The 17831-nt window shown below is 42.1% G+C and carries 16 protein-coding genes; 11 read left to right on the forward strand and 5 right to left on the reverse strand.

What is annotated here, in order from left to right; genetic code table 11:
* Nucleotides 1-52: 52 nt before the first annotated feature.
* The 6 genes from ABWY16_RS19050 (at nucleotide 53) to ABWY16_RS19075 (ending at nucleotide 5003) form a co-directional block, all read left to right on the forward strand.
* Nucleotides 53-301 carry a type B 50S ribosomal protein L31 gene (locus tag ABWY16_RS19050; RefSeq protein ID WP_090554400.1) on the forward strand — a complete coding sequence of 83 codons (249 nt, stop codon included), beginning with the start codon at nucleotides 53-55 and terminating at the stop codon, nucleotides 299-301.
* Between the two features lie 96 nt (nucleotides 302-397).
* A complete protein-coding gene (locus ABWY16_RS19055; protein ID WP_353906255.1) occupies nucleotides 398-1573 on the forward strand; it encodes a putative sugar nucleotidyl transferase in 1176 nt (391 codons plus the stop codon).
* A 118-nt stretch (nucleotides 1574-1691) separates the two neighbouring features.
* Nucleotides 1692-2453 (forward strand): triose-phosphate isomerase, encoded by a 762-nt coding sequence (gene tpiA, locus ABWY16_RS19060; RefSeq protein WP_353906256.1) that lies wholly within the window; start codon nucleotides 1692-1694, stop codon nucleotides 2451-2453.
* Nucleotides 2453-3295: a 50S ribosomal protein L11 methyltransferase gene (prmA, locus tag ABWY16_RS19065; protein ID WP_353906257.1), complete on the forward strand. Its 843-nt coding sequence runs from the start codon at nucleotides 2453-2455 to the stop codon at nucleotides 3293-3295. Before tpiA ends, prmA begins: the two co-directional genes overlap by 1 nt.
* Nucleotides 3292-4644 (forward strand): UDP-N-acetylmuramate--L-alanine ligase, encoded by a 1353-nt coding sequence (locus ABWY16_RS19070; protein WP_353906258.1) that lies wholly within the window; start codon nucleotides 3292-3294, stop codon nucleotides 4642-4644. Before prmA ends, ABWY16_RS19070 begins: the two co-directional genes overlap by 4 nt.
* A 29-nt stretch (nucleotides 4645-4673) precedes the next feature.
* A complete protein-coding gene (locus ABWY16_RS19075) occupies nucleotides 4674-5003 on the forward strand; it encodes a helix-turn-helix domain-containing protein (protein WP_041884843.1) in 330 nt (109 codons plus the stop codon).
* 8 nt (nucleotides 5004-5011) lie between these two features.
* On the opposite strand, the gene ABWY16_RS19080 is transcribed toward ABWY16_RS19075, so the two are convergent.
* The 4 genes from ABWY16_RS19080 to ABWY16_RS19095 all read right to left on the reverse strand — a co-directional run bounded on the left by ABWY16_RS19080 (nucleotide 5012) and on the right by ABWY16_RS19095 (nucleotide 10533).
* Nucleotides 5012-6133: a GNAT family N-acetyltransferase gene (locus ABWY16_RS19080; RefSeq protein ID WP_353906259.1), complete on the reverse strand. Its 1122-nt coding sequence runs from the start codon at nucleotides 6131-6133 to the stop codon at nucleotides 5012-5014.
* 68 nt (nucleotides 6134-6201) lie between these two features.
* Entirely contained in the window at nucleotides 6202-6399 is a 198-nt protein-coding gene (locus ABWY16_RS19085) for a hypothetical protein (protein ID WP_353906260.1), read from the reverse strand.
* 431 nt (nucleotides 6400-6830) lie between these two features.
* Complete coding sequence (locus ABWY16_RS19090; RefSeq protein WP_353906261.1) at nucleotides 6831-9764, reverse strand: sensor histidine kinase; 2934 nt, start codon at nucleotides 9762-9764, stop codon at nucleotides 6831-6833.
* Nucleotides 9754-10533 carry a LytR/AlgR family response regulator transcription factor gene (locus ABWY16_RS19095; RefSeq protein ID WP_353906262.1) on the reverse strand — a complete coding sequence of 260 codons (780 nt, stop codon included), beginning with the start codon at nucleotides 10531-10533 and terminating at the stop codon, nucleotides 9754-9756. Before ABWY16_RS19095 ends, ABWY16_RS19090 begins: the two co-directional genes overlap by 11 nt.
* A 163-nt stretch (nucleotides 10534-10696) precedes the next feature.
* On the opposite strand from ABWY16_RS19095, the gene ABWY16_RS19100 reads away from it, so the two are divergent.
* Nucleotides 10697-11410, forward strand: coding sequence for a ferritin-like domain-containing protein (locus tag ABWY16_RS19100; protein WP_353906263.1), 714 nt, complete (start codon nucleotides 10697-10699; stop codon nucleotides 11408-11410).
* A gap of 10 nt (nucleotides 11411-11420) precedes the next feature.
* Nucleotides 11421-12254 carry a ferritin-like domain-containing protein gene (locus ABWY16_RS19105; protein ID WP_353906264.1) on the forward strand — a complete coding sequence of 278 codons (834 nt, stop codon included), beginning with the start codon at nucleotides 11421-11423 and terminating at the stop codon, nucleotides 12252-12254.
* A 76-nt stretch (nucleotides 12255-12330) separates the two neighbouring features.
* Here the strand turns inward: ABWY16_RS19105 and mqnC are convergent, their stop codons facing one another.
* Nucleotides 12331-13455 (reverse strand): cyclic dehypoxanthinyl futalosine synthase, encoded by a 1125-nt coding sequence (gene mqnC, locus ABWY16_RS19110; protein WP_353906289.1) that lies wholly within the window; start codon nucleotides 13453-13455, stop codon nucleotides 12331-12333.
* Between the two features lie 188 nt (nucleotides 13456-13643).
* On the opposite strand from mqnC, the gene ABWY16_RS19115 reads away from it, so the two are divergent.
* The 3 genes from ABWY16_RS19115 to guaB all read left to right on the forward strand — a co-directional run bounded on the left by ABWY16_RS19115 (nucleotide 13644) and on the right by guaB (nucleotide 17800).
* The gene (locus ABWY16_RS19115) at nucleotides 13644-14888 is read left to right on the forward strand and encodes a M16 family metallopeptidase (RefSeq protein ID WP_353906265.1); all 1245 of its coding nucleotides are present in this window, start codon (nucleotides 13644-13646) and stop codon (nucleotides 14886-14888) included.
* Complete coding sequence (locus ABWY16_RS19120; protein WP_353906266.1) at nucleotides 14881-16155, forward strand: M16 family metallopeptidase; 1275 nt, start codon at nucleotides 14881-14883, stop codon at nucleotides 16153-16155. The genes ABWY16_RS19115 and ABWY16_RS19120 overlap by 8 nt, the downstream gene beginning before the upstream one ends.
* Before the next feature lie 175 nt (nucleotides 16156-16330).
* Complete coding sequence (guaB, locus tag ABWY16_RS19125) at nucleotides 16331-17800, forward strand: IMP dehydrogenase (RefSeq protein ID WP_353906267.1); 1470 nt, start codon at nucleotides 16331-16333, stop codon at nucleotides 17798-17800.
* The last annotated feature ends 31 nt before the right edge of the window (nucleotides 17801-17831 follow it).

Consider the following 17831-nt stretch of genomic DNA (forward strand, 5'->3'; position numbering starts at 1 on the left):
AATTAGGATATTTGCAACCTTCAAAATAAGCGACAAATAAGTATAAATTCATATGAAAAAAGATCTTCACCCATCAAACTATAGATTCGTAGTATTTAAAGATATGTCTAACGAATACTCTTTCTTAACTAAATCTTGTGTAGATACTAAAGAAACTGTTACTTGGGAAGATGGTAATGAGTACCCTCTATATAAATTAGAGATCTCCCACACCTCTCACCCATTTTACACTGGTAAAATGAAACTGGTAGATACTGCTGGTCGTATTGATAAATTCAAAACACGTTACGCTAAGAAATAAGTGTAACCATATAGGAAATTATTTAAAGTCCCGATGCTGATGCTTCGGGACTTTTTTTATTTTTGTCAGGTTTACTGAAAAAACAAATAAATACGGATGAGGATTAATTTATTTGACGACAGTTCCTGGTCAACGCTGCGCCCGCTTACCTTTACAAGGCCCGTAGCTGATTTACGGCTGGGGATACTGACAATAGCAGAGAAATGGGCTAAATACGCAGAACATGTCCCGGGCTTTCTTACTGCAGACTATCTTTCTGTTAAGTATGCAGCCCTGGCTGATGCCGATACATTTGTAAATGGGGCGGTATGTCCTGATGAAGCACTCTTTGCAGCGATTTCCACTCTCAGACCTGGCGAAGTGCTGCTGAAAGACACATTGGTGCTGGCCTACAAAGTGAATGCAGCTGAGGCCTCCAGTCTTAAACAAACATCCGACCTCCGCCCGGTTACCTATACGGGCAACTTCACCCATATCATATATCCTGAAGACATCTTCAGAAATAATGATACCGAGCTTAAAGCTGATTTTACATTACTGACCAAAGGAAGGTCTTCCCAGCCGCTGAGCAGTACAAATACCGTATTGGGAGATCAGATTTTTCTTGAAGCAGGAGCGGAAGCAGAATGCGCCACATTCAATACCCTTAACGGGCCTGTGTATATTGGTGAAAACGCGCAGGTCTGGGAGGGATCTCATATCAGGGGGTCTTTTGCCTTGTGTAACCACTCGCAGGTGAAAATGGGTGCTAAAATCTATGGACAAACAACTATTGGCCCTTACAGCACAGTAGGCGGAGAGATAAAAAACGCAGTGATCTGGGGTTACTCTGCCAAAGGGCATGAAGGCTATCTTGGCAATTCTGTAATGGGGGCCTGGTGTAATATCGGGGCCGACAGCAATAACTCGAATCTGAAGAATAATTATGGTGATGTAAAGCTTTGGGATTACGGCTTCGGTGGCTACCGCAATACAGGTTTGCAGTTCGCGGGCCTGATTATGGCCGACCATGTCAAATGTGGAATTAATACCATGTTTAATACCGGGACGGTTGTTGGGGTAGGTTCAAATGTATTTGGTGCGGGTTATCCACCTAATTTTGTACCCGATTTTTCCTGGGGCGGTACAAAGCAAACTGAAGTTTATAGACTCAATAAAATGTTCGAAACCACTGAAAAGGTATTTGAACGCAGAAATATTGAACTTAATCAGATGGAAAAAGATATCTTGGCTAAGATTTTTGAATTAACAGAAATTTATAGGCAATCTTAATACATAGTTTTTTACTTTAGCATCTATTTGTGTAGCGAATAGTGTTTTTGGAAATATACTATAATGTTGAAATAACGTTTGGAATAATATAGATAATAGAAATAAGAATAGATTAATTATGAGAAAGAAAATAGTAGCAGGAAACTGGAAAATGAATACAGATTATGCAGAGGGTATTGCTCTGTTTTCAGAAATCGTCAACATCGTCAGAGATGAGAAAAAAGGCGACCAGATTGCTATCATATGTGCACCCTTTATCCACCTTAACAGTCTGGCAAAGCTTGGTGGCGAAACTGTAAAAATCGGTGCGCAAAACTGTCATCAAAACGAAAGTGGTGCCTATACGGGAGAGATTTCTGCAAAGATGATCAAATCTGTTGGCTGTGAATATGTCATTGTCGGACACTCTGAACGCCGCCAGTACTTTGCTGAAAGTGATGCGCTGCTTGCCGAAAAAACCAAAATTGCCCTGGCTAACGGACTTAGCCCAATTTTCTGTATCGGCGAAACACTGGATGAGAGAAACAACGGTAATTTCTTTGAAATCCTGAAAAACCAGCTTGTAAACGGACTTTTTGTTTTAAGTGCTGAAGATTTCTCAAAAACCGTTATCGCTTATGAACCGGTTTGGGCTATCGGAACAGGATTAACTGCTACTGCAGAACAGGCTCAGGAAGTACATGCCTTTATACGTGCAGAAGTGGCTGCGCATTACGATGCTGCTGCTGCAGAAGAAACATCGATTTTATACGGCGGTAGCTGTAACCCTAAAAATGCTGCAGAATTATTTGCTCAAACTGATATTGACGGCGGACTGATTGGTGGTGCGTCACTGAAATCACGTGATTTTGCCGATATCGTTAAAACTTTCAATGCTTAATGCAATACATACAGGTTACCTTTAGTTTCGTCAGCATTCAGGAATATCAGAAAGATCTTCTGATCAATGAGCTGGCGGAAATTGGATTCAATACTTTCGAAGATACTCCCAATGGCTTTTCGGCATTTATCGATGACGACAGTTACAGCCAGTACAATCTGACTGATGCGCTTATTCAATTTGAAGACGAATTTGAATATGCGTATACAGTTACAGAAATAGCCGCAGAAAACTGGAACGAGGAGTGGGAAAAAAATTTTGAGCCACTTATCATCGATGAGCGCTGTTATGTGCGCGCAACATTTCATGCTCCCCAGCCTCAGTATGCCTATGAGATTGTAATCGATCCGAAAATGGCATTTGGTACCGGGCATCATCAAACCACCACCATGATGATGCAATATATCCTTGATGCTGATGTTGCGGATAAAGTAATCCTTGATATGGGCGCGGGAACGGGTATCCTTGCTATTCTCGCGGCAAAAATGGGCGCAAAGGAACTGATAGCTATAGATAACGACGAAGTTTGCTATTTAAGTGCAAAGGAAAACGCTGCATTAAATGATATACAGACAATAACAGCCCTCTGGGGCGGCAAGGAAGTTATTCCTGCGCGCGAATTTGATATCATCCTGGCCAACATTAACCGCAATATCCTGCTCGATCAGATACCGGTTTATGCCAGTGTGCTTAAAAATGGCGGAGACATATATTTCAGCGGATTCTATGAGTCGCCGGATCTGGAGATGATCACTGATGCCTGTAAAGCTTTAAAAATAACCTATTGTGATCACAAGAAAATTGGCGACTGGGTAGCTGCACATTTTAATAAATCAGAATGAGAATACATTTTATCGCTATAGGCGGAAGTGCAATGCATAATCTTGCTATTGCCCTGCATAAAAAAGGTTTTGAGGTAAGCGGATCTGATGATGCAATCTTTGAACCCTCGGCTGGCAGACTGGCCCGGTTCGGGCTCTTGCCACCTGAGATGGGCTGGCATCCTGAGATGATCACCAGCGATCTGGATGCAGTCATCCTGGGTATGCATGCTTTTATCGATAATCCCGAATTGCTCCGTGCGCAGGAGCTCGGGTTAAAGATTTACTCCTATCCGGAATATATTTATGAGCAGACGAAAAATAAATTACGTGTCGTAATTGGCGGAAGTCATGGTAAAACGACTATCACCTCGATGATCCTGCACGTGCTGAACTTTCATGGAAAAGATTTCGATTACCTGGTAGGAGCCCAGCTTGAAGGCTTCGACACCATGGTAAAAGTGACCGATTCAGCCCCTATGATCATTATTGAGGGGGATGAGTACCTCGCTTCGCCTATTGACAGACGACCAAAATTTCATCTTTACAAGGCAAATATTGCAGTAATTAGTGGTGTGGCCTGGGATCATGTTAATGTTTTTCCTACTTTTGGGGAATATATGCTTCAATTTGAAGCATTTATTGACACCATACAGAGCGGTGGAAAATTAATCTACTGTGAGACTGATAAAGAATTACGTAATATTGTTGAATTGAGTAACAGTGAAATTACCAAAATAGGGTACGATATCCCGCCGCATGACGTTAAATCTGGTGTAACATACCTTCTTCCTCAGCATTTGCCACTGAAAGTTTTTGGTGACCATAATCTGATGAATTTAAGTGCTGCGAAACTGGTTTGTAAAGAATTGGGCATATATGAAGAGGCCTTCAATGAGGCAATTGTTTCCTTTAAAGGCGCTGCAAAAAGGCTCGAGCTGTTATTTGCCGGGAAAAACACAAGTGTATTTAAAGATTTTGCACACTCTCCCTCAAAGGTCAAAGCGACAGTTGAGGCAGTAAAGTCACAATTTGAGGAAAGAAAGTTAGTTGCTTGTATAGAATTACACACATTTAGTAGTTTAAATAAAAATTTTTTACTACAATATGCAGATACGATGATCCAGGCAGATAATCCTATCGTATATATTGATGAAAAAACATTTCAACAAAAAAAAATTACACCGTTCAGTGAAATAGATGTTCGAACAGCATTCAAGAACGATCGGCTTACTTTTTTTGATAATGCCAATACTCTTGAGCAATATTTGAGAGGCTTAAATTTTAAGGACACCAACCTGCTCCTGATGAGTTCAGGGAACTTTGGTGGCATGGATTTGATCAAATTGGCACGTGAGTTGAATATTTAAAAGAACAAAACACACCTAAATTTATAAAAATGAACATTATCGGTAAGAACATCAGACAACTTCGCCAGAAAAATGGCTGGAGCCAGGGCGAAGTAGCCAAAAGACTCAACATCTCTATTCCTGCGTTTTCTAAAATTGAGACAGGAATTACAGACATCAACATTTCACGCCTTGCGCAGATCGCTAATCTTTTTGAAGTTTCTACAATGGACATCATCTCTAAAGAAGGGGAAAACCCTCAGTCAGTAAATTTCGAAGAGATCAACAACCTGAAAGCGAAACTTTCTTTGAGAGAAGAAGAAATCATCAAGCTTCAGAAAAAAGTGATCGATCTTTACGAAGAGATCAGAGAAAAATAAGCTCTCTTTTAAGAGAACAGTTTACGCAGCGTAAGGTGCCGCTTTCCGAAAGTGGCACCTGTTGCTTCATGAATGGACAGCATTTTATCATTAAAGTCACCCACCCATGAAAGTTCAAGTTCATCATACTGCTCCATAGGCAAAACATATTCCTTGAGTTTGATGAACAGTGCCGATTCCAGGCCATGCTTCTGATAAGCAGTTTTAGTTCCCATGACGATAGCCCTCATCCTGTTTACGCCCTTCCATCTGCGGTAAACAAATTTCAGTTTTTCGATCAGGCCCAGCTTTCCGTTAAAATCTTTTATCATCTGATTGGCATCAGGTATAATAACTACGAATGAAGCCGGTTCTCCGTTCAAATAAGCGAACCAAATTAACTTTTCGTCCATTATGGTCTCCATCTGTTTAAAACTTTCCTGGAGGGTCTCTTTTTTGATCGGCACAAAATTCTCAAAATCTTTCCAGCCATCATTATAGATTTCCATCAGGTCTTCTACATACTTGTCCGGGTTTTTCTTGGAGAAGTGCTCAAAGGTATAGCCTGGTTTGTTGGCTACCCAGTTGGCAATTTTGGTAAAGCGTTCAGGAAATGGCTTTCTCACAGCGAGGTGGTTGGTGATCTGCTGATAAGAGGTTATAAAACCATAGTTTTCAAAAAATGCCTGGTAATAGGCAGGGTTGTAATTCATCCCGTATGAAGGAGGGCTAAAGCCTTCTACGAGCAATCCCCAGAATGTATCATTCTCCCCAAAATTGACAGGCCCGTCCATCGCCTTCATACCTCTTTCTTTCAGCCATGCTGCTGCGGTATCAAATAATAAAAACGCGGCCTGCTGATCTTCAATGCATTCAAAAAAACCCATTCCGCCGGTAGGCTGCTCGTAATTGTAAGCTTTCTTCTGGTTGATGAAAGCTGCCACTCTGCCAATTGTTTCGCCCTTATCATTTTTAAGGATCCATCTGGTACATTCCCCGTGTTTAAAGAATGGATTTTTGGCAGGGTCAAAAGTTTTTTCCACATCCTGGTCCAGCGGACAAATCCAGTTTTTATCATTTTTATAAACTAAATGCGGGACTTTTAAGAACTCTTTCTTTGTTTGTGAACCAGAAACGGGAATAATTTGCATTGAAGGGGGAGATTTTAAATAAAAAAGCATCTTGATTTAAGATGCTCTATATGTGTTGGTCAGATTACTTAGTAGCTTTCGTCATCGTCATCAAAGTCGTCGAAGGTATCCAGATCATCCAGTGGCAGATCAAAATCATCGTCCTCGTCATCATCATATGTTTTGTTCTTCTCAACGGAGTCAAAAGAATTTTCATCAGTCATTTCCTTGTCCTGTGCCTGATCATCTAATGAACCTTTCTTAACGGATTTTTTTGGATTTGTCATTTGTCTAAAATAAAATTGCCAGAATTATTGATAAGTTAAAAATACAAAAAAACTTTTTGTATAGCACTGCGGCTGTCTTTATTGTTTTTTTTGCTCAACCAAAAATAACACAAAAAGCATTTTAAAAAAAGAACTATTTTTAAAATTGTGCCCCGGATATTTAACTTATTGCAGGTCAGATGGAACCTCTGAAAAAAAAATGAAAGCAAAAAAAAAGTGGTAAAGTTTGCGCTTTACCACTTTTAACACACAAATGAAACCTGAATTGAGATAAGTTTTAGGTTAGGTGAAAAAATATCTTTTGCCAATTCTATAAGAACGCTTTTGCAAACTTTGTTTGCTTTAATATCTATAACAAGTTTAATGCAAATTTAATTTGAAATGAATTATAGTTAGTAAGTGGTAGGGATCATTGAGTAAACGGTAAATGGCTACCTTTTTGGTACTAAAATAGAGATAGTTGTGCCTGAATTACCGTTCTGACTGATGGAAATCTGTATCGGATCTGCCTCAATCTGGTTAATCAGGTTCACCCGTTCCTGGGTCAGGCTCATCCCTTTGCTGTTATGTTTTTCATTCTTAATACGTAACGAATTGTCTATGCCTATACCATCATCTGTAATCTGGATCAGCAGTGAACCTGAAGGCTGCTGATTGATGACAATAGCGAGATTACCTCCTTCTTCTTTCGGCATCAGTCCGTGCCAGATGGCGTTTTCGATATAAGGCTGCAGGATCATGGAGGGGATCATCGTTTCGTCCTGATCGATGTCCCGGCCAATGCTGATGGTGTAATTGAATTTTTCACCAAACCTCATTTTCTCCAGGCTCAGGTACAGTGTCAGGTATTCAATTTCTTCTTCGAGGGATATAAAACTCTTTGTACAGATATCCAGGTTTTTCCGGATCAGCCTTGCGAAGCCCGTGAGTATTTTATTGGCGGAAGAAGTGTTTTTAGTATTGATGTAATGCTGAATGGAGTTCATCACATTGAATACAAAATGCGGGTTCATCATCGCCTGTAAAGCCTGCTGCTCCAGCATCAGTATTTTGTTTTTTAATAACAGGCGCTGCTGGTCTTTATCTTTCTGCTGTTTGGTCACGATGACCGCAATTTTATAAAAGCTGAAACTGGCGAGCAACAGGAGCAGAGCCATGAACCACAGGGATTGCCAGAAATGTTCTTTCAGTACAAAACTTACGCTTACCGGTTTGCTCCACTGGCTGTTGCTGGTCCTTGCACAAAGCTCAAATGTATAATTATCAGGCTCCAGGGAAGAAAATTCAAGTCGCCTGCTCTTAGTTTCAGTCCAGGAGCTGTTCGGATTTAGCCTGTAGCGGTAGGAAATATTATTGTTCTGGAAATCAATAGCGCTGTAGAAGAAGGTGATATTATTGTCTGCCGGTGCAAAGACCATGGGAGAATTGAGGTCAACCAGCTTTTTATTGTTTAGCACTGAAGAGATCAGCACTTTGGGAACCTCCTGCGTTCTGTCAAAGGGGCTGTTGGCAAAGTAAACCAGGCCATGATTGGTTGCGAAAAATGCGGTGTCTTTGTCGGCATATACCTCATTCACATCATTTTCAAGCATGCTGTTGGTAAAATCAAAAGATTCAACCGGATAGTTATCTTTTAGTAAAATCCGGTTTACTGCAATATTGGTTACTACCCATACATAACCGTCCTGGATAAATAACTTTTTGCAGATATTGCTGGCCAGGCCGCTGTCTGTAGTGATGTGTCTGATGACTTTGCCTTTCTGAAAGAAAATTATGCCGTAACCATCAGTAGCAAGTACAGTTGTGCCATCCCCCAGTGTAGCCATATCATTGATCCGCGCACTCAGCAAACCGCCCTTCTGGTGGAAATGTATGGTTTTGTCCTTCGAAAATTCGGAGAACCCACTGGTATTGGAATACCAGAGATGCTTTGACTGATCATAGTATACCCGGTAAGCCCTGCCACTGAAATAGTTTTCTCCCTCTTTGTACGCTGATGAGGAGAAACTGAAATCCTGTATGGGCTGATTAAGTATCACTATTCCTGAAGACAGGGCAAGTGCCAGCTGATTGTCTTTACTGATGCTGAAATTCTTCAGTACAAAACCAGTGTTGTTCTGTTCGCGCAGATAGCGCGGCCTTCCGGGTAATTTATCTGAAATATCCAGCATCCCCAATGCATAATCTGAAGAGAACAGTACTTTTTTTCCGCTCGAATCCATGGCCATTTGTTTAATGGCGCTGAATTTATTGTCAGGCAGGTTCACACAGCTTACCGTATAACCCGGTCTGCTGAGGATATTGATGGTTCCATTGTCCATACCCATCCATAGCCTGTTGTAACTGTCCTTCATCAGGCTTTTGATCCCATTGTTACTTAAACCATGCGTCTGGTCTACCACGTAGATCCTTTTCGACTTTTCAGGTAGCATATAAATGCCGTTGTTGGTTGTGAACCACATGTTTCCCCTGCTATCCCTGATCACCTGGGTAGTCTGCACATTGGAGAGATATTGGATGCGGTGGCCATGCCTGTCAATGTAACTCACGCCGGAGTTGTTAGCCAGCCAGAGTTCCTGCTGATTTTCTGCGTAGAAGTAACCCGGATTGTTTCTGAGCAGGCTGGTATCAATTGGAAATATTAATTTCTGATGCTCAGCATCCCTTAAATTTAAGCCATTGCTGTCCAGCAGTAACATCGTTTTTTCGGGCCGGTTCAGGGCTGTTTTAAAGGATAAGATGCCTGTTGTTTTTTTTACGCTTACAAAGGTTTTGCCATTGTAAAGGTGCAGGGCTTTTGCGCTGACTGCCCAGAGACGTTCCGCTTTGTCTTCGTACATCACGCTGGCGATAAACTGGCTGGAACTATTGCCCGAGACGTATTTTATGGTCGATTTTCCATCCCATTTTACCAGCAGGTTCATGTTGGTCCCAAACCACATGTTGCCCTGGCTGTCTTCGAAGAACGAGATGACGATGCTTTTGAAATTCAGCAATTTCAGCATCCGGTCGTTCTTTTCATTGATGATCTTTCCCTTGTAAAAATAGCTGAGCTGACCGTTTAAGGCGGAAAACCAGATTCTTCCACTGTGATCTTCGTAGAGTTTAATGATTTGGTTATCAGGTAAGCCATCGTCGATAGAGAAAGTCTCAAAAACTTTGCCGTCAAAGCGGCATACCCCGGCATCTGTTGCAACCCAGATATAACCTTTTTTATCCTGCAGCGTAAAGTAACAGGTATTGCTGGGCAAGCCATCTTTTGTATTGAAATGTTTTACAAAGGTGGTTTGTCCATAGCTGTAACTGCACAACAGAAGAAAGCAGTTCAGTAAAAACAGGCGGAAATACCGGATACTATTTGTCACTTGTGAAGCTGGTATAGGATTTAACTTTCTCTGCGAATATGCTTGCCCTTCTGCGCGAAACGGCAATTTTCTCTCCATTTTTTAAGACTACTTCCAGTCCGTTTCTGGAATTGTACTCTTTCAGGTAGTTCAGGTTAACTATACTGGATTTATGGATTCTTACAAACTGGTCATCGGGCAGGAGTTCTTCGTAATCCTTCAGTACACGGGATACGGTTATTTTATCCCTTTTGTCAAGGTGAAATACGGAATAGTTGCTGTCGGCTTCAATTCTGATGATCTCATTCAGTTCGATCAGCGTGTAACCCTGTCCGTTTGGAAGACTCAGTTTACGAATTTCTGTTCCGTCGTTCAGTGCGGAAGATAAATTTTTCAGACGTTCTTTTTTGTCTGTTTCCTGCCCGCTGTACCGGATCATTTTTGAAGCTTTATCAACAGTTTCCCGGAGCTCATCAATGTCTATCGGCTTCAGCAAATAGTCCAGTGCATTTGCCTTGATGGCCTTCAGTGCATACTGGTCAAACGCAGTCGTAAAAACTACCTGCGCATTGTTGTTTTTCGCTTCAGGAATCAGTTCAAAGCCGTTTTTACCCGGCATGGCAATGTCTAAGAAGATCAGGTCCACATCGAAGTTTTTGAGCAGTTCTGTGGCTTCGTCTACTGACTTTGCGATGCCGCAAATATTTACATTTTCGCAGTTTTCCTGTAAAAGAAAATAAAGCGAAGACCGGGCGAATTCTTCATCATCAACTATAATCACATTCAGCACAGGCAGAGGTTTAATGAAAGTGAATTTATTAAAAAAATAGCCTATTGGAGAATTTTTTATTCAATTCCCGAAAACCGGATCAATTTTTCCGGCGTATGTCACGCTAAAGACACGAATTATTCTTTACTACAACGAACCAATAACAACTTAAAATTTCCTACTTATGAAAAACTTTCAACAAGAAGATCAGGAATTGCTGCACAAAGAAAGCGGCATTCTCACTGCTCCGCTGCAACGCAGATCTTTTCTTCAATATGCCGGAGCAGGAGCTGCAGGTATAGCCTTACTTGCTGCCGGATGTAAAAAAGATGACGGCAGTGAAGGTCTCAGGGTCGACGGTGTAAACCTTGGATCTGGTGACGTGGGTATTCTCAATTATGCATATGCCCTGGAGCAACTCGAAGCTGCATTTTACGATGCCGTAGTTAAAGCTCCTTATTCAGGTATAACACCTGCTGAACTTTCACTGTTAACTGATATCAGGGATCATGAACTTGCACACAGGGAATTCTTTAAAAAAGCCCTGGGCACCAGCGCGATTATCGGACTTGAAGTGAATTTTACTGCGATTAATTTTACACAGAGGGCAAGTGTGCTGGCAACGGCTAAAGCATTTGAAGATCTGGGCGTATCTGCATACAATGGTGCTGGTAAACTGATCAAGAGCGCAGACTATCTAGTGCTTGCAGGCAAAATCGTTTCAGTTGAAGCAAGACATGCTGCACTGATCCGTGATTTGATTGAGAATGGAACTTTTGCCAATTCTGAAGTAGTTGACGCAAACGGCCTGGATAAAGCAAGAACACCATCAGAGGTACTTAGTATTGCATCCGCATTTATCAACACTAAAATTAACGCATCTAACTTACCATCTTAATTAAGAAATCATGAATATCATCAATATATTAGACGAAATTGAAAAAGTGGATGGCGAGATCTATGAGCGCTTAAATCCACGCAGGGCTGCAATGAAATCTTTTTACAACTTCGGTTCTAAAATGGCTGTTGCCGCTGTGCCTCTTGCCCTTGGTTCTATGTTTAAAAAAGCATACGGACAGACTACATCTACTGTTATTGACGTGCTTAACTTTGCACTGACTTTAGAATATCTTGAATATTATTTCTATCAGCAGGGTAGTGCAACAGTGGGATTAATTCCTGCAGGTACACCGGCAGTAGCAGCAATCAATACGATCCGTGACCATGAACTGGCACACGTCAATCTGTTGAAAACTGCGATCACTTCTTCAGGTGGTACTCCGGTAAGCTTTACAGCTGCCAATTTTGATTACACCGCAAAAAATACTTTCCCAACGGTATTCAGCAACTATCCGACATTCCTTGCAGTTGCACAGGCATTTGAAGATACAGGTGTTAGAGCATATAAAGGTCAGGCACCTGCCTTAATGGGTAGTCCGAGTGTATTACAAACCGCATTGCAGATCCACTCTGTTGAAGCTCGTCATGCTTCGCATATCCGTCAGATGCGTAAAGCGCCTGCTGGTGGTGGTGTAACTGCTTTAAAACCATGGATTACCGGTGCTAATGACAGCGGTGTTCCACAAGTTGATGCTGTATATAAAGGTGAAGATAATGTGGTGCAGGCGGGTGTTAATATCCCAAGTTTAGGCGTTTCTACCGCTGCAGCTACAGAATCATTTGACGAGTTTTTAGTTAAAGCCGATGTGCTTGCTATTGCCTCGTTATTTATAAAATCATAATAGTTTGTTTAGGTTTAAAATGAAAAAGAGGGCAATTGCCCTCTTTTTTTATACCCTTAAGACCTGATTTTATACTTTAGTAAGTAATTACCTGCTCTTCAAGTTGTTCAGGAAGATCCCGGTAATTGTATTGCTGGCCCCTGAGCTGAGGCTCAAATCCGGCTTCCCTGATCGCATCCTGTATCCCTTTGGCCGTAAAACGGTGCGGTGCACCTGCGGCAGAAACTACGTTTTCCTCGATCATGATCGACCCGAAGTCATTTGCCCCTGCATGTAAACACAGCTGAGCGACATTTTTTCCTACTGTAAGCCATGAGGCCTGTATATTTTTAACATTTGGCAGCATAATCCTGCTGAGCGCCAGCATCCTGATATATTCATCACCCGAAACATCATTGGTTATGCCCCTCAGGCGTTTCAGTAAAGTGCCATCATCCTGGAAAGGCCATGGTATAAATGCTAAAAATCCTTTGGCATGGGCTGGTTTCTCGCTCTGAACTTCCCTGATCCATACCAGGTGTTCAAAACGCTCCTCAATAGTTTCTACATGACCGAACATCATTGTTGCCGAAGTAGTAATATCTAACTGGTGTGCCGCGCGCATCACATCCAGCCATTCCTGTCCGCCACATTTTCCCTTGGAGATCAGCCTCCTTACCCTGTCATTGAGGATTTCTGCGCCTGCGCCTGGGAGAGAATCCATACCTGCAGCTTTTAATGCACTCAAAACCTCAGTATGTGAAAGTTTTTCGAGTTTTGCTACGTGGGCAATTTCAGGTGGGCCGAGTGCATGGAGTTTAAGATCCGGGTAAAGCTCTTTCAGCTTTCTGAATAAGTCTGCATAGAAGTTTAGTCCCAGGTCGGGGTGGTGGCCGCCCTGCAACAGCAGCTGGTCGCCCCCAAGACGGAACGTTTCTTCAATCTTTACCTTATAGGTTTCAATATCCGTGATGTAACTGTCTTCATGTCCCGGTCTTCTGAAGAAGTTGCAGAACTTGCAATTGGCAATACATACATTGGTTGTATTCACGTTGCGGTCGATCTGCCAGGTCACCTTACCGCTTGGAACCTGCTTTTTCCTTAATTCATTGGCCACAAAAGACAGTTCAGCAGTAGAGGCATGTTCATAAAGGAACACGCCCTCTTCTTTTGTCAGGAAGTCGAAATGCAGCGCGCGTTCTAATAAATCAGCAGTATTCATATCAGCAGTATTCATTGTACAAATATAAGGTAACTTCTGCTGTTTTTATTTCACAAGATTATCACATTATAACCTCAAGATTGGGAAGGAGTAAATTTTAGTGTCAGAGTGTGTTTGGCAGCTATGGAATATTTAGCACATTTAGCCAAAATCATTATGCTTATATTTGGCAGAATTATAAATTTTTTATGGTAGACTTCAATCGTTTTACACTAGCTAATGGCCTTCGTGTCCTGGTACATGAAGATGATACAACGCCCATGGCTGTATTAAATATTCTATATGATGTTGGGGCAAGGGATGAAGAAGAAGATAAAACCGGATTTGCACATCTTTTTGAGCACCTGATGTTTGGCGGCTCCGTAAACATACCGAGTTATGATGAGCCCCTGCAAAGGGTAGGAGGGGAGAATAATGCCTTCACCAGCAATGACATCACCAATTATTATATCACTTTACCGGCTACAAATATTGAAACAGCTTTCTGGCTGGAGAGCGACAGGATGCTGAGTCTGGCCTTTTCAGAAAAAAGCCTTGAAACACAGCGTAATGTAGTTTGCGAGGAGTTCAAACAGCGTTACCTGAACCAGCCTTACGGAGATGTATGGCTAAAGCTCAGACCTCTGGCCTATCAGCAGCACCCTTACAAATGGGCAACCATCGGGCAGGACCTGGCACAAATTGAAAATGCATCAATGGAGGATGTGAAAGCATTTTTCTATAAACACTACAATCCTCAGAACGCGATCCTGGTTGTAGGTGGAAATGTGAAAACTGAGGAAGTAAAATTACTGGCAGAAAAGTGGTTTGCCCCAATCCCTGCCGGCAATAAATACCTGAGAAACCTACCCAAAGAGCCTGTACAAACTACTGAGCGCAAGGAAACTGTTGTTGCTAAAGTACCACTAAATGCTTTTTATATGGCTTTTAAGATGCCTGCGCGCAGAGATGCAACCTATCAGGCCTATGATCTGATGGCCGATATACTTTCCCAGGGCCAGTCGTCCAGGTTATACAACAGCCTGCTGAAAGAACAGCAGTTATTCAGTGATATCCACGCCTATATCACCAGTAGTATGGATGAAGGGTTGTTCATCATCGAAGGTAAGCTGAGCGAAGGTGTGGCAATGGACGATGCTGAAGCTGCGGTTTGGGCAGAACTGACAAAAATATCGAATGAAGAGGTTACTGAAACTGAACTTACCAAAGTGAAGAACAAATCGGAATCTATTATGGTATTTGCAGAAATGAGCTTACTGGATAAGGCCATGAACCTTGCTTATTATGAGTTACTCGGTGATGCAGCAGGTTTAAATACCGAGATCGATAAATATCTTGCTGTTGATGCACCAAAGATACACGATGCTGCAAAAAAGACTTTCGTGAGAGAGCAATGTTCCACTTTATACTATTTAACATCTGACAATGCTTGACCGTACACTAATACCTGAGTCGAAACAGGTAAATGAAATCAATTTTATATCTCCTAAAAAACAGGAGCTGGACAATGGGATCAAGGTTTTTACTGTCAATGCGGGTAAACAGGAGCTCGTTCGCATAGAACTGGTTTTTGAAAACGTAAACTGGAATGAATCAAATCCACTGCAGGCTATTGCTGTGAGCCACCTGATCAATAATGGAACAAAAACACTAAGTGCAAGAGAGATTGCCGATAAAGTGGATTATTATGGTGCTTTCCTGCAAACCGATTATGGAGCTGACCAGTCAAGCATCAAAGTATATACGCTGAATAAACACCTGGAGGCCGTGTTGCCTATATTGTGGTCTGTGCTGAATGAAAGTATTTTCCCTCAGCAGGAGCTGGATATCTTTAAACAGAACCAGCAGCAGTCTTTAAAGGTAAGCCTGCAGAAAAACGACTTTATTGCAAGAAAGAATTTCGCGAATGCAATTTTTGGCAATACTGCCTATGGCTCAAATATCGAAGTAGAAGATTACCAGGCCATACAGAGAGAGGAACTGACTACTTATTTCAGTGCAGCATATAAACCTGAGAACTGTACGATTTTTGTGGCAGGGAAATTTGAAGAGCCCGAATATGCTATTTTGAACGCTATTTTCGGTAAAGAATGGAACAATAAGGATGCCTCTGCGATCAACCATTTCTCTTTTGGACCATCCCTAACGGGTGAGCTGTTTATTGAACGTCCTGACGCCATACAATCTGCAATAAGAATGGGCCTGAGGAGCCTGAACAGGACCCATGCTGATTTCCCGGCCTTCCAGGTAATGAATTGCCTGCTTGGCGGGTATTTTGGTTCCAGACTGATGGCCAATATCCGCGAGGATAAAGGTTATACCTATGGTATTGGATCTGCTATTGTTTCAATGAAGGATTCGGGATATTTCTTCATCGCCACTGAAGTAGGGGCAGATGTGTGCAGCAATGCACTGATTGAAATTGAAAAAGAGATTGATCTCCTTAAGTCTGAACTTGTTTCTGATGAGGAACTTGACCTTGTAAGAAACTATATGTTGGGCTCTATGCTGGGCAGTCTCGAAAATGCTTTCTCCCATGCGGATAAATTCAAGAATATCTATTTCTCAGGATTGGGATATGAATACTATGATAATTATATCAAAACAGTCAAATCTATCGGTGCCGAAGAACTGAAAGCCCTGGCCAATAAATATTTGAATACAGAAGAGTTTACCAAAGTTATTGTTGGTAAAAAATAAGGTTGTACTGGCTAACTGTCTTAGCCAGTACTGCTTTGGCATTACAACCAGGGCATGCGGTCATATATTTTATTGTCAGTTCTGCCTCATATTCGTTTCATTAACTGAAACTATTTCGGATTGGCAATAATTTGTGTACCTTTGCCCGGCAAGTAATAACTCCTAATTATTTGCTATGCAACTCGATCCCCAAAAATTTATTGCTGAAGGCCTGACATACGATGACGTATTATTAGTTCCTTCCTACTCTGAAGTTCTTCCGCGTGATGTAGATACGGGAAGTTACCTGACCAGAAAAATCCGTATAAATGTACCAATAGTATCTGCTGCGATGGATACCGTAACAGAGGCTGGACTGGCTATTGCCATTGCCCAGGCTGGTGGTATCGGTATACTGCACAAAAATATGAGCATTGAGCGCCAGGCTGATGAAGTCAGCAAAGTAAAACGCTCTGAAAGCGGAATGATCCAGGATCCTGTTACACTACGTGCAGACGCAGTGATTTCAGATGCTTTCCAGATCATGACCAAATACAAAATCGGTGGTATCCCTGTTATCGACAAAGACAATAAACTTGTGGGTATCATCACTAACCGCGACCTGCGTTTTCAAAAAGATATGCAGCGCCCGGTATCTGAAGTAATGACCAGTGAGAACCTGATCACCGCTCCTGAAGGCACCACGCTGATCCAGGCTGAGGAAATCCTTCAGGATTATAAAATTGAAAAACTTCCCGTAATCAGTAAAGATGGTCACCTTGCAGGACTGATCACTTTCAAAGATATCCAGAAATATAAAAACTATCCTAAAGCCTGTAAAGATGAGCGTGGCCGGTTAAGAGTTGGTGCGGCCGTTGGGGTTGCTGCCGATAATATCGACCGCGTCGCTGCATTGGTTCAGGCTGGAGTGGATGTAGTAACCGTTGATACCGCACACGGACATTCAAAAGGCGTAATTGATATGGTAAGAGCCATCAAAGCCCGCTTTCCTGAGCTGCAGGTGATCGCTGGGAACATCGCTACTGCTGATGCAGCAAGAGCACTTGCAGAAGCTGGTGCAGATGCTGTAAAAGTTGGTATTGGTCCAGGTTCCATTTGTACCACCAGAATTATAGCAGGTGTGGGAGTACCTCAGCTATATGCAGTTTATGAATGTGCCCAGGCATTAAAAGGAACAGGAATCCCTGTTATTGCCGATGGTGGTATCAAACAAACAGGGGATATTGTTAAAGCACTGGCAGCAGGAGCAAGCTCAATTATGGCGGGCTCCTTATTTGCAGGAGTAGAAGAGTCTCCGGGTGAGACAATCATCTATGAAGGCCGTAAATTTAAATCTTACCGTGGTATGGGTTCTGTAGAAGCAATGCAGGTTGGTTCTAAAGACCGTTACTTCCAGGATGATGAAGATGTGGTTACCAAACTTGTTCCTGAAGGTATTGTTGGCCGTGTTCCTTATAAAGGAACGCTGGCAGAAGTGATCTATCAGTATGTAGGCGGCCTGAGGGCAGGAATGCATTACTGCGGAGCTGCAACGATCGAACAATTACAGGAAGCTAAATTTGTTCGTATTACCGCTGCCGGAATGAGGGAAAGCCATCCTCATGATATCTCCATCACCAAAGAAGCACCAAACTATTCACGTTAATCTATCGTATTATAACGCTACTGAAATCATC

The organism is Pedobacter sp. (assembly GCF_040513095.1).
Lineage (GTDB): Bacteria > Bacteroidota > Bacteroidia > Sphingobacteriales > Sphingobacteriaceae > Pedobacter.

Excerpts from the sequence above, each read along its gene's own strand:
- ABWY16_RS19050 (WP_090554400.1), top strand. The coding sequence starts at position 53 with ATGAAAAAAGATCTTCACCCATCAAACTATAGATTCGTAGTATTTAAA.
- ABWY16_RS19055 (WP_353906255.1), top strand. The coding sequence starts at position 398 with ATGAGGATTAATTTATTTGACGACAGTTCCTGGTCAACGCTGCGCCCG.
- tpiA (WP_353906256.1), top strand. The coding sequence starts at position 1,692 with ATGAGAAAGAAAATAGTAGCAGGAAACTGGAAAATGAATACAGATTAT.
- prmA (WP_353906257.1), top strand. The coding sequence starts at position 2,453 with ATGCAATACATACAGGTTACCTTTAGTTTCGTCAGCATTCAGGAATAT.
- ABWY16_RS19070 (WP_353906258.1), top strand. The coding sequence starts at position 3,292 with ATGAGAATACATTTTATCGCTATAGGCGGAAGTGCAATGCATAATCTT.
- ABWY16_RS19075 (WP_041884843.1), top strand. The coding sequence starts at position 4,674 with ATGAACATTATCGGTAAGAACATCAGACAACTTCGCCAGAAAAATGGC.
- ABWY16_RS19080 (WP_353906259.1), bottom strand. The coding sequence starts at position 6,133 with ATGCAAATTATTCCCGTTTCTGGTTCACAAACAAAGAAAGAGTTCTTA.
- ABWY16_RS19085 (WP_353906260.1), bottom strand. The coding sequence starts at position 6,399 with ATGACAAATCCAAAAAAATCCGTTAAGAAAGGTTCATTAGATGATCAG.
- ABWY16_RS19100 (WP_353906263.1), top strand. The coding sequence starts at position 10,697 with ATGAAAAACTTTCAACAAGAAGATCAGGAATTGCTGCACAAAGAAAGC.
- ABWY16_RS19105 (WP_353906264.1), top strand. The coding sequence starts at position 11,421 with ATGAATATCATCAATATATTAGACGAAATTGAAAAAGTGGATGGCGAG.
- mqnC (WP_353906289.1), bottom strand. The coding sequence starts at position 13,455 with ATGAATACTGCTGATTTATTAGAACGCGCGCTGCATTTCGACTTCCTG.
- ABWY16_RS19115 (WP_353906265.1), top strand. The coding sequence starts at position 13,644 with ATGGTAGACTTCAATCGTTTTACACTAGCTAATGGCCTTCGTGTCCTG.
- ABWY16_RS19120 (WP_353906266.1), top strand. The coding sequence starts at position 14,881 with ATGCTTGACCGTACACTAATACCTGAGTCGAAACAGGTAAATGAAATC.
- guaB (WP_353906267.1), top strand. The coding sequence starts at position 16,331 with ATGCAACTCGATCCCCAAAAATTTATTGCTGAAGGCCTGACATACGAT.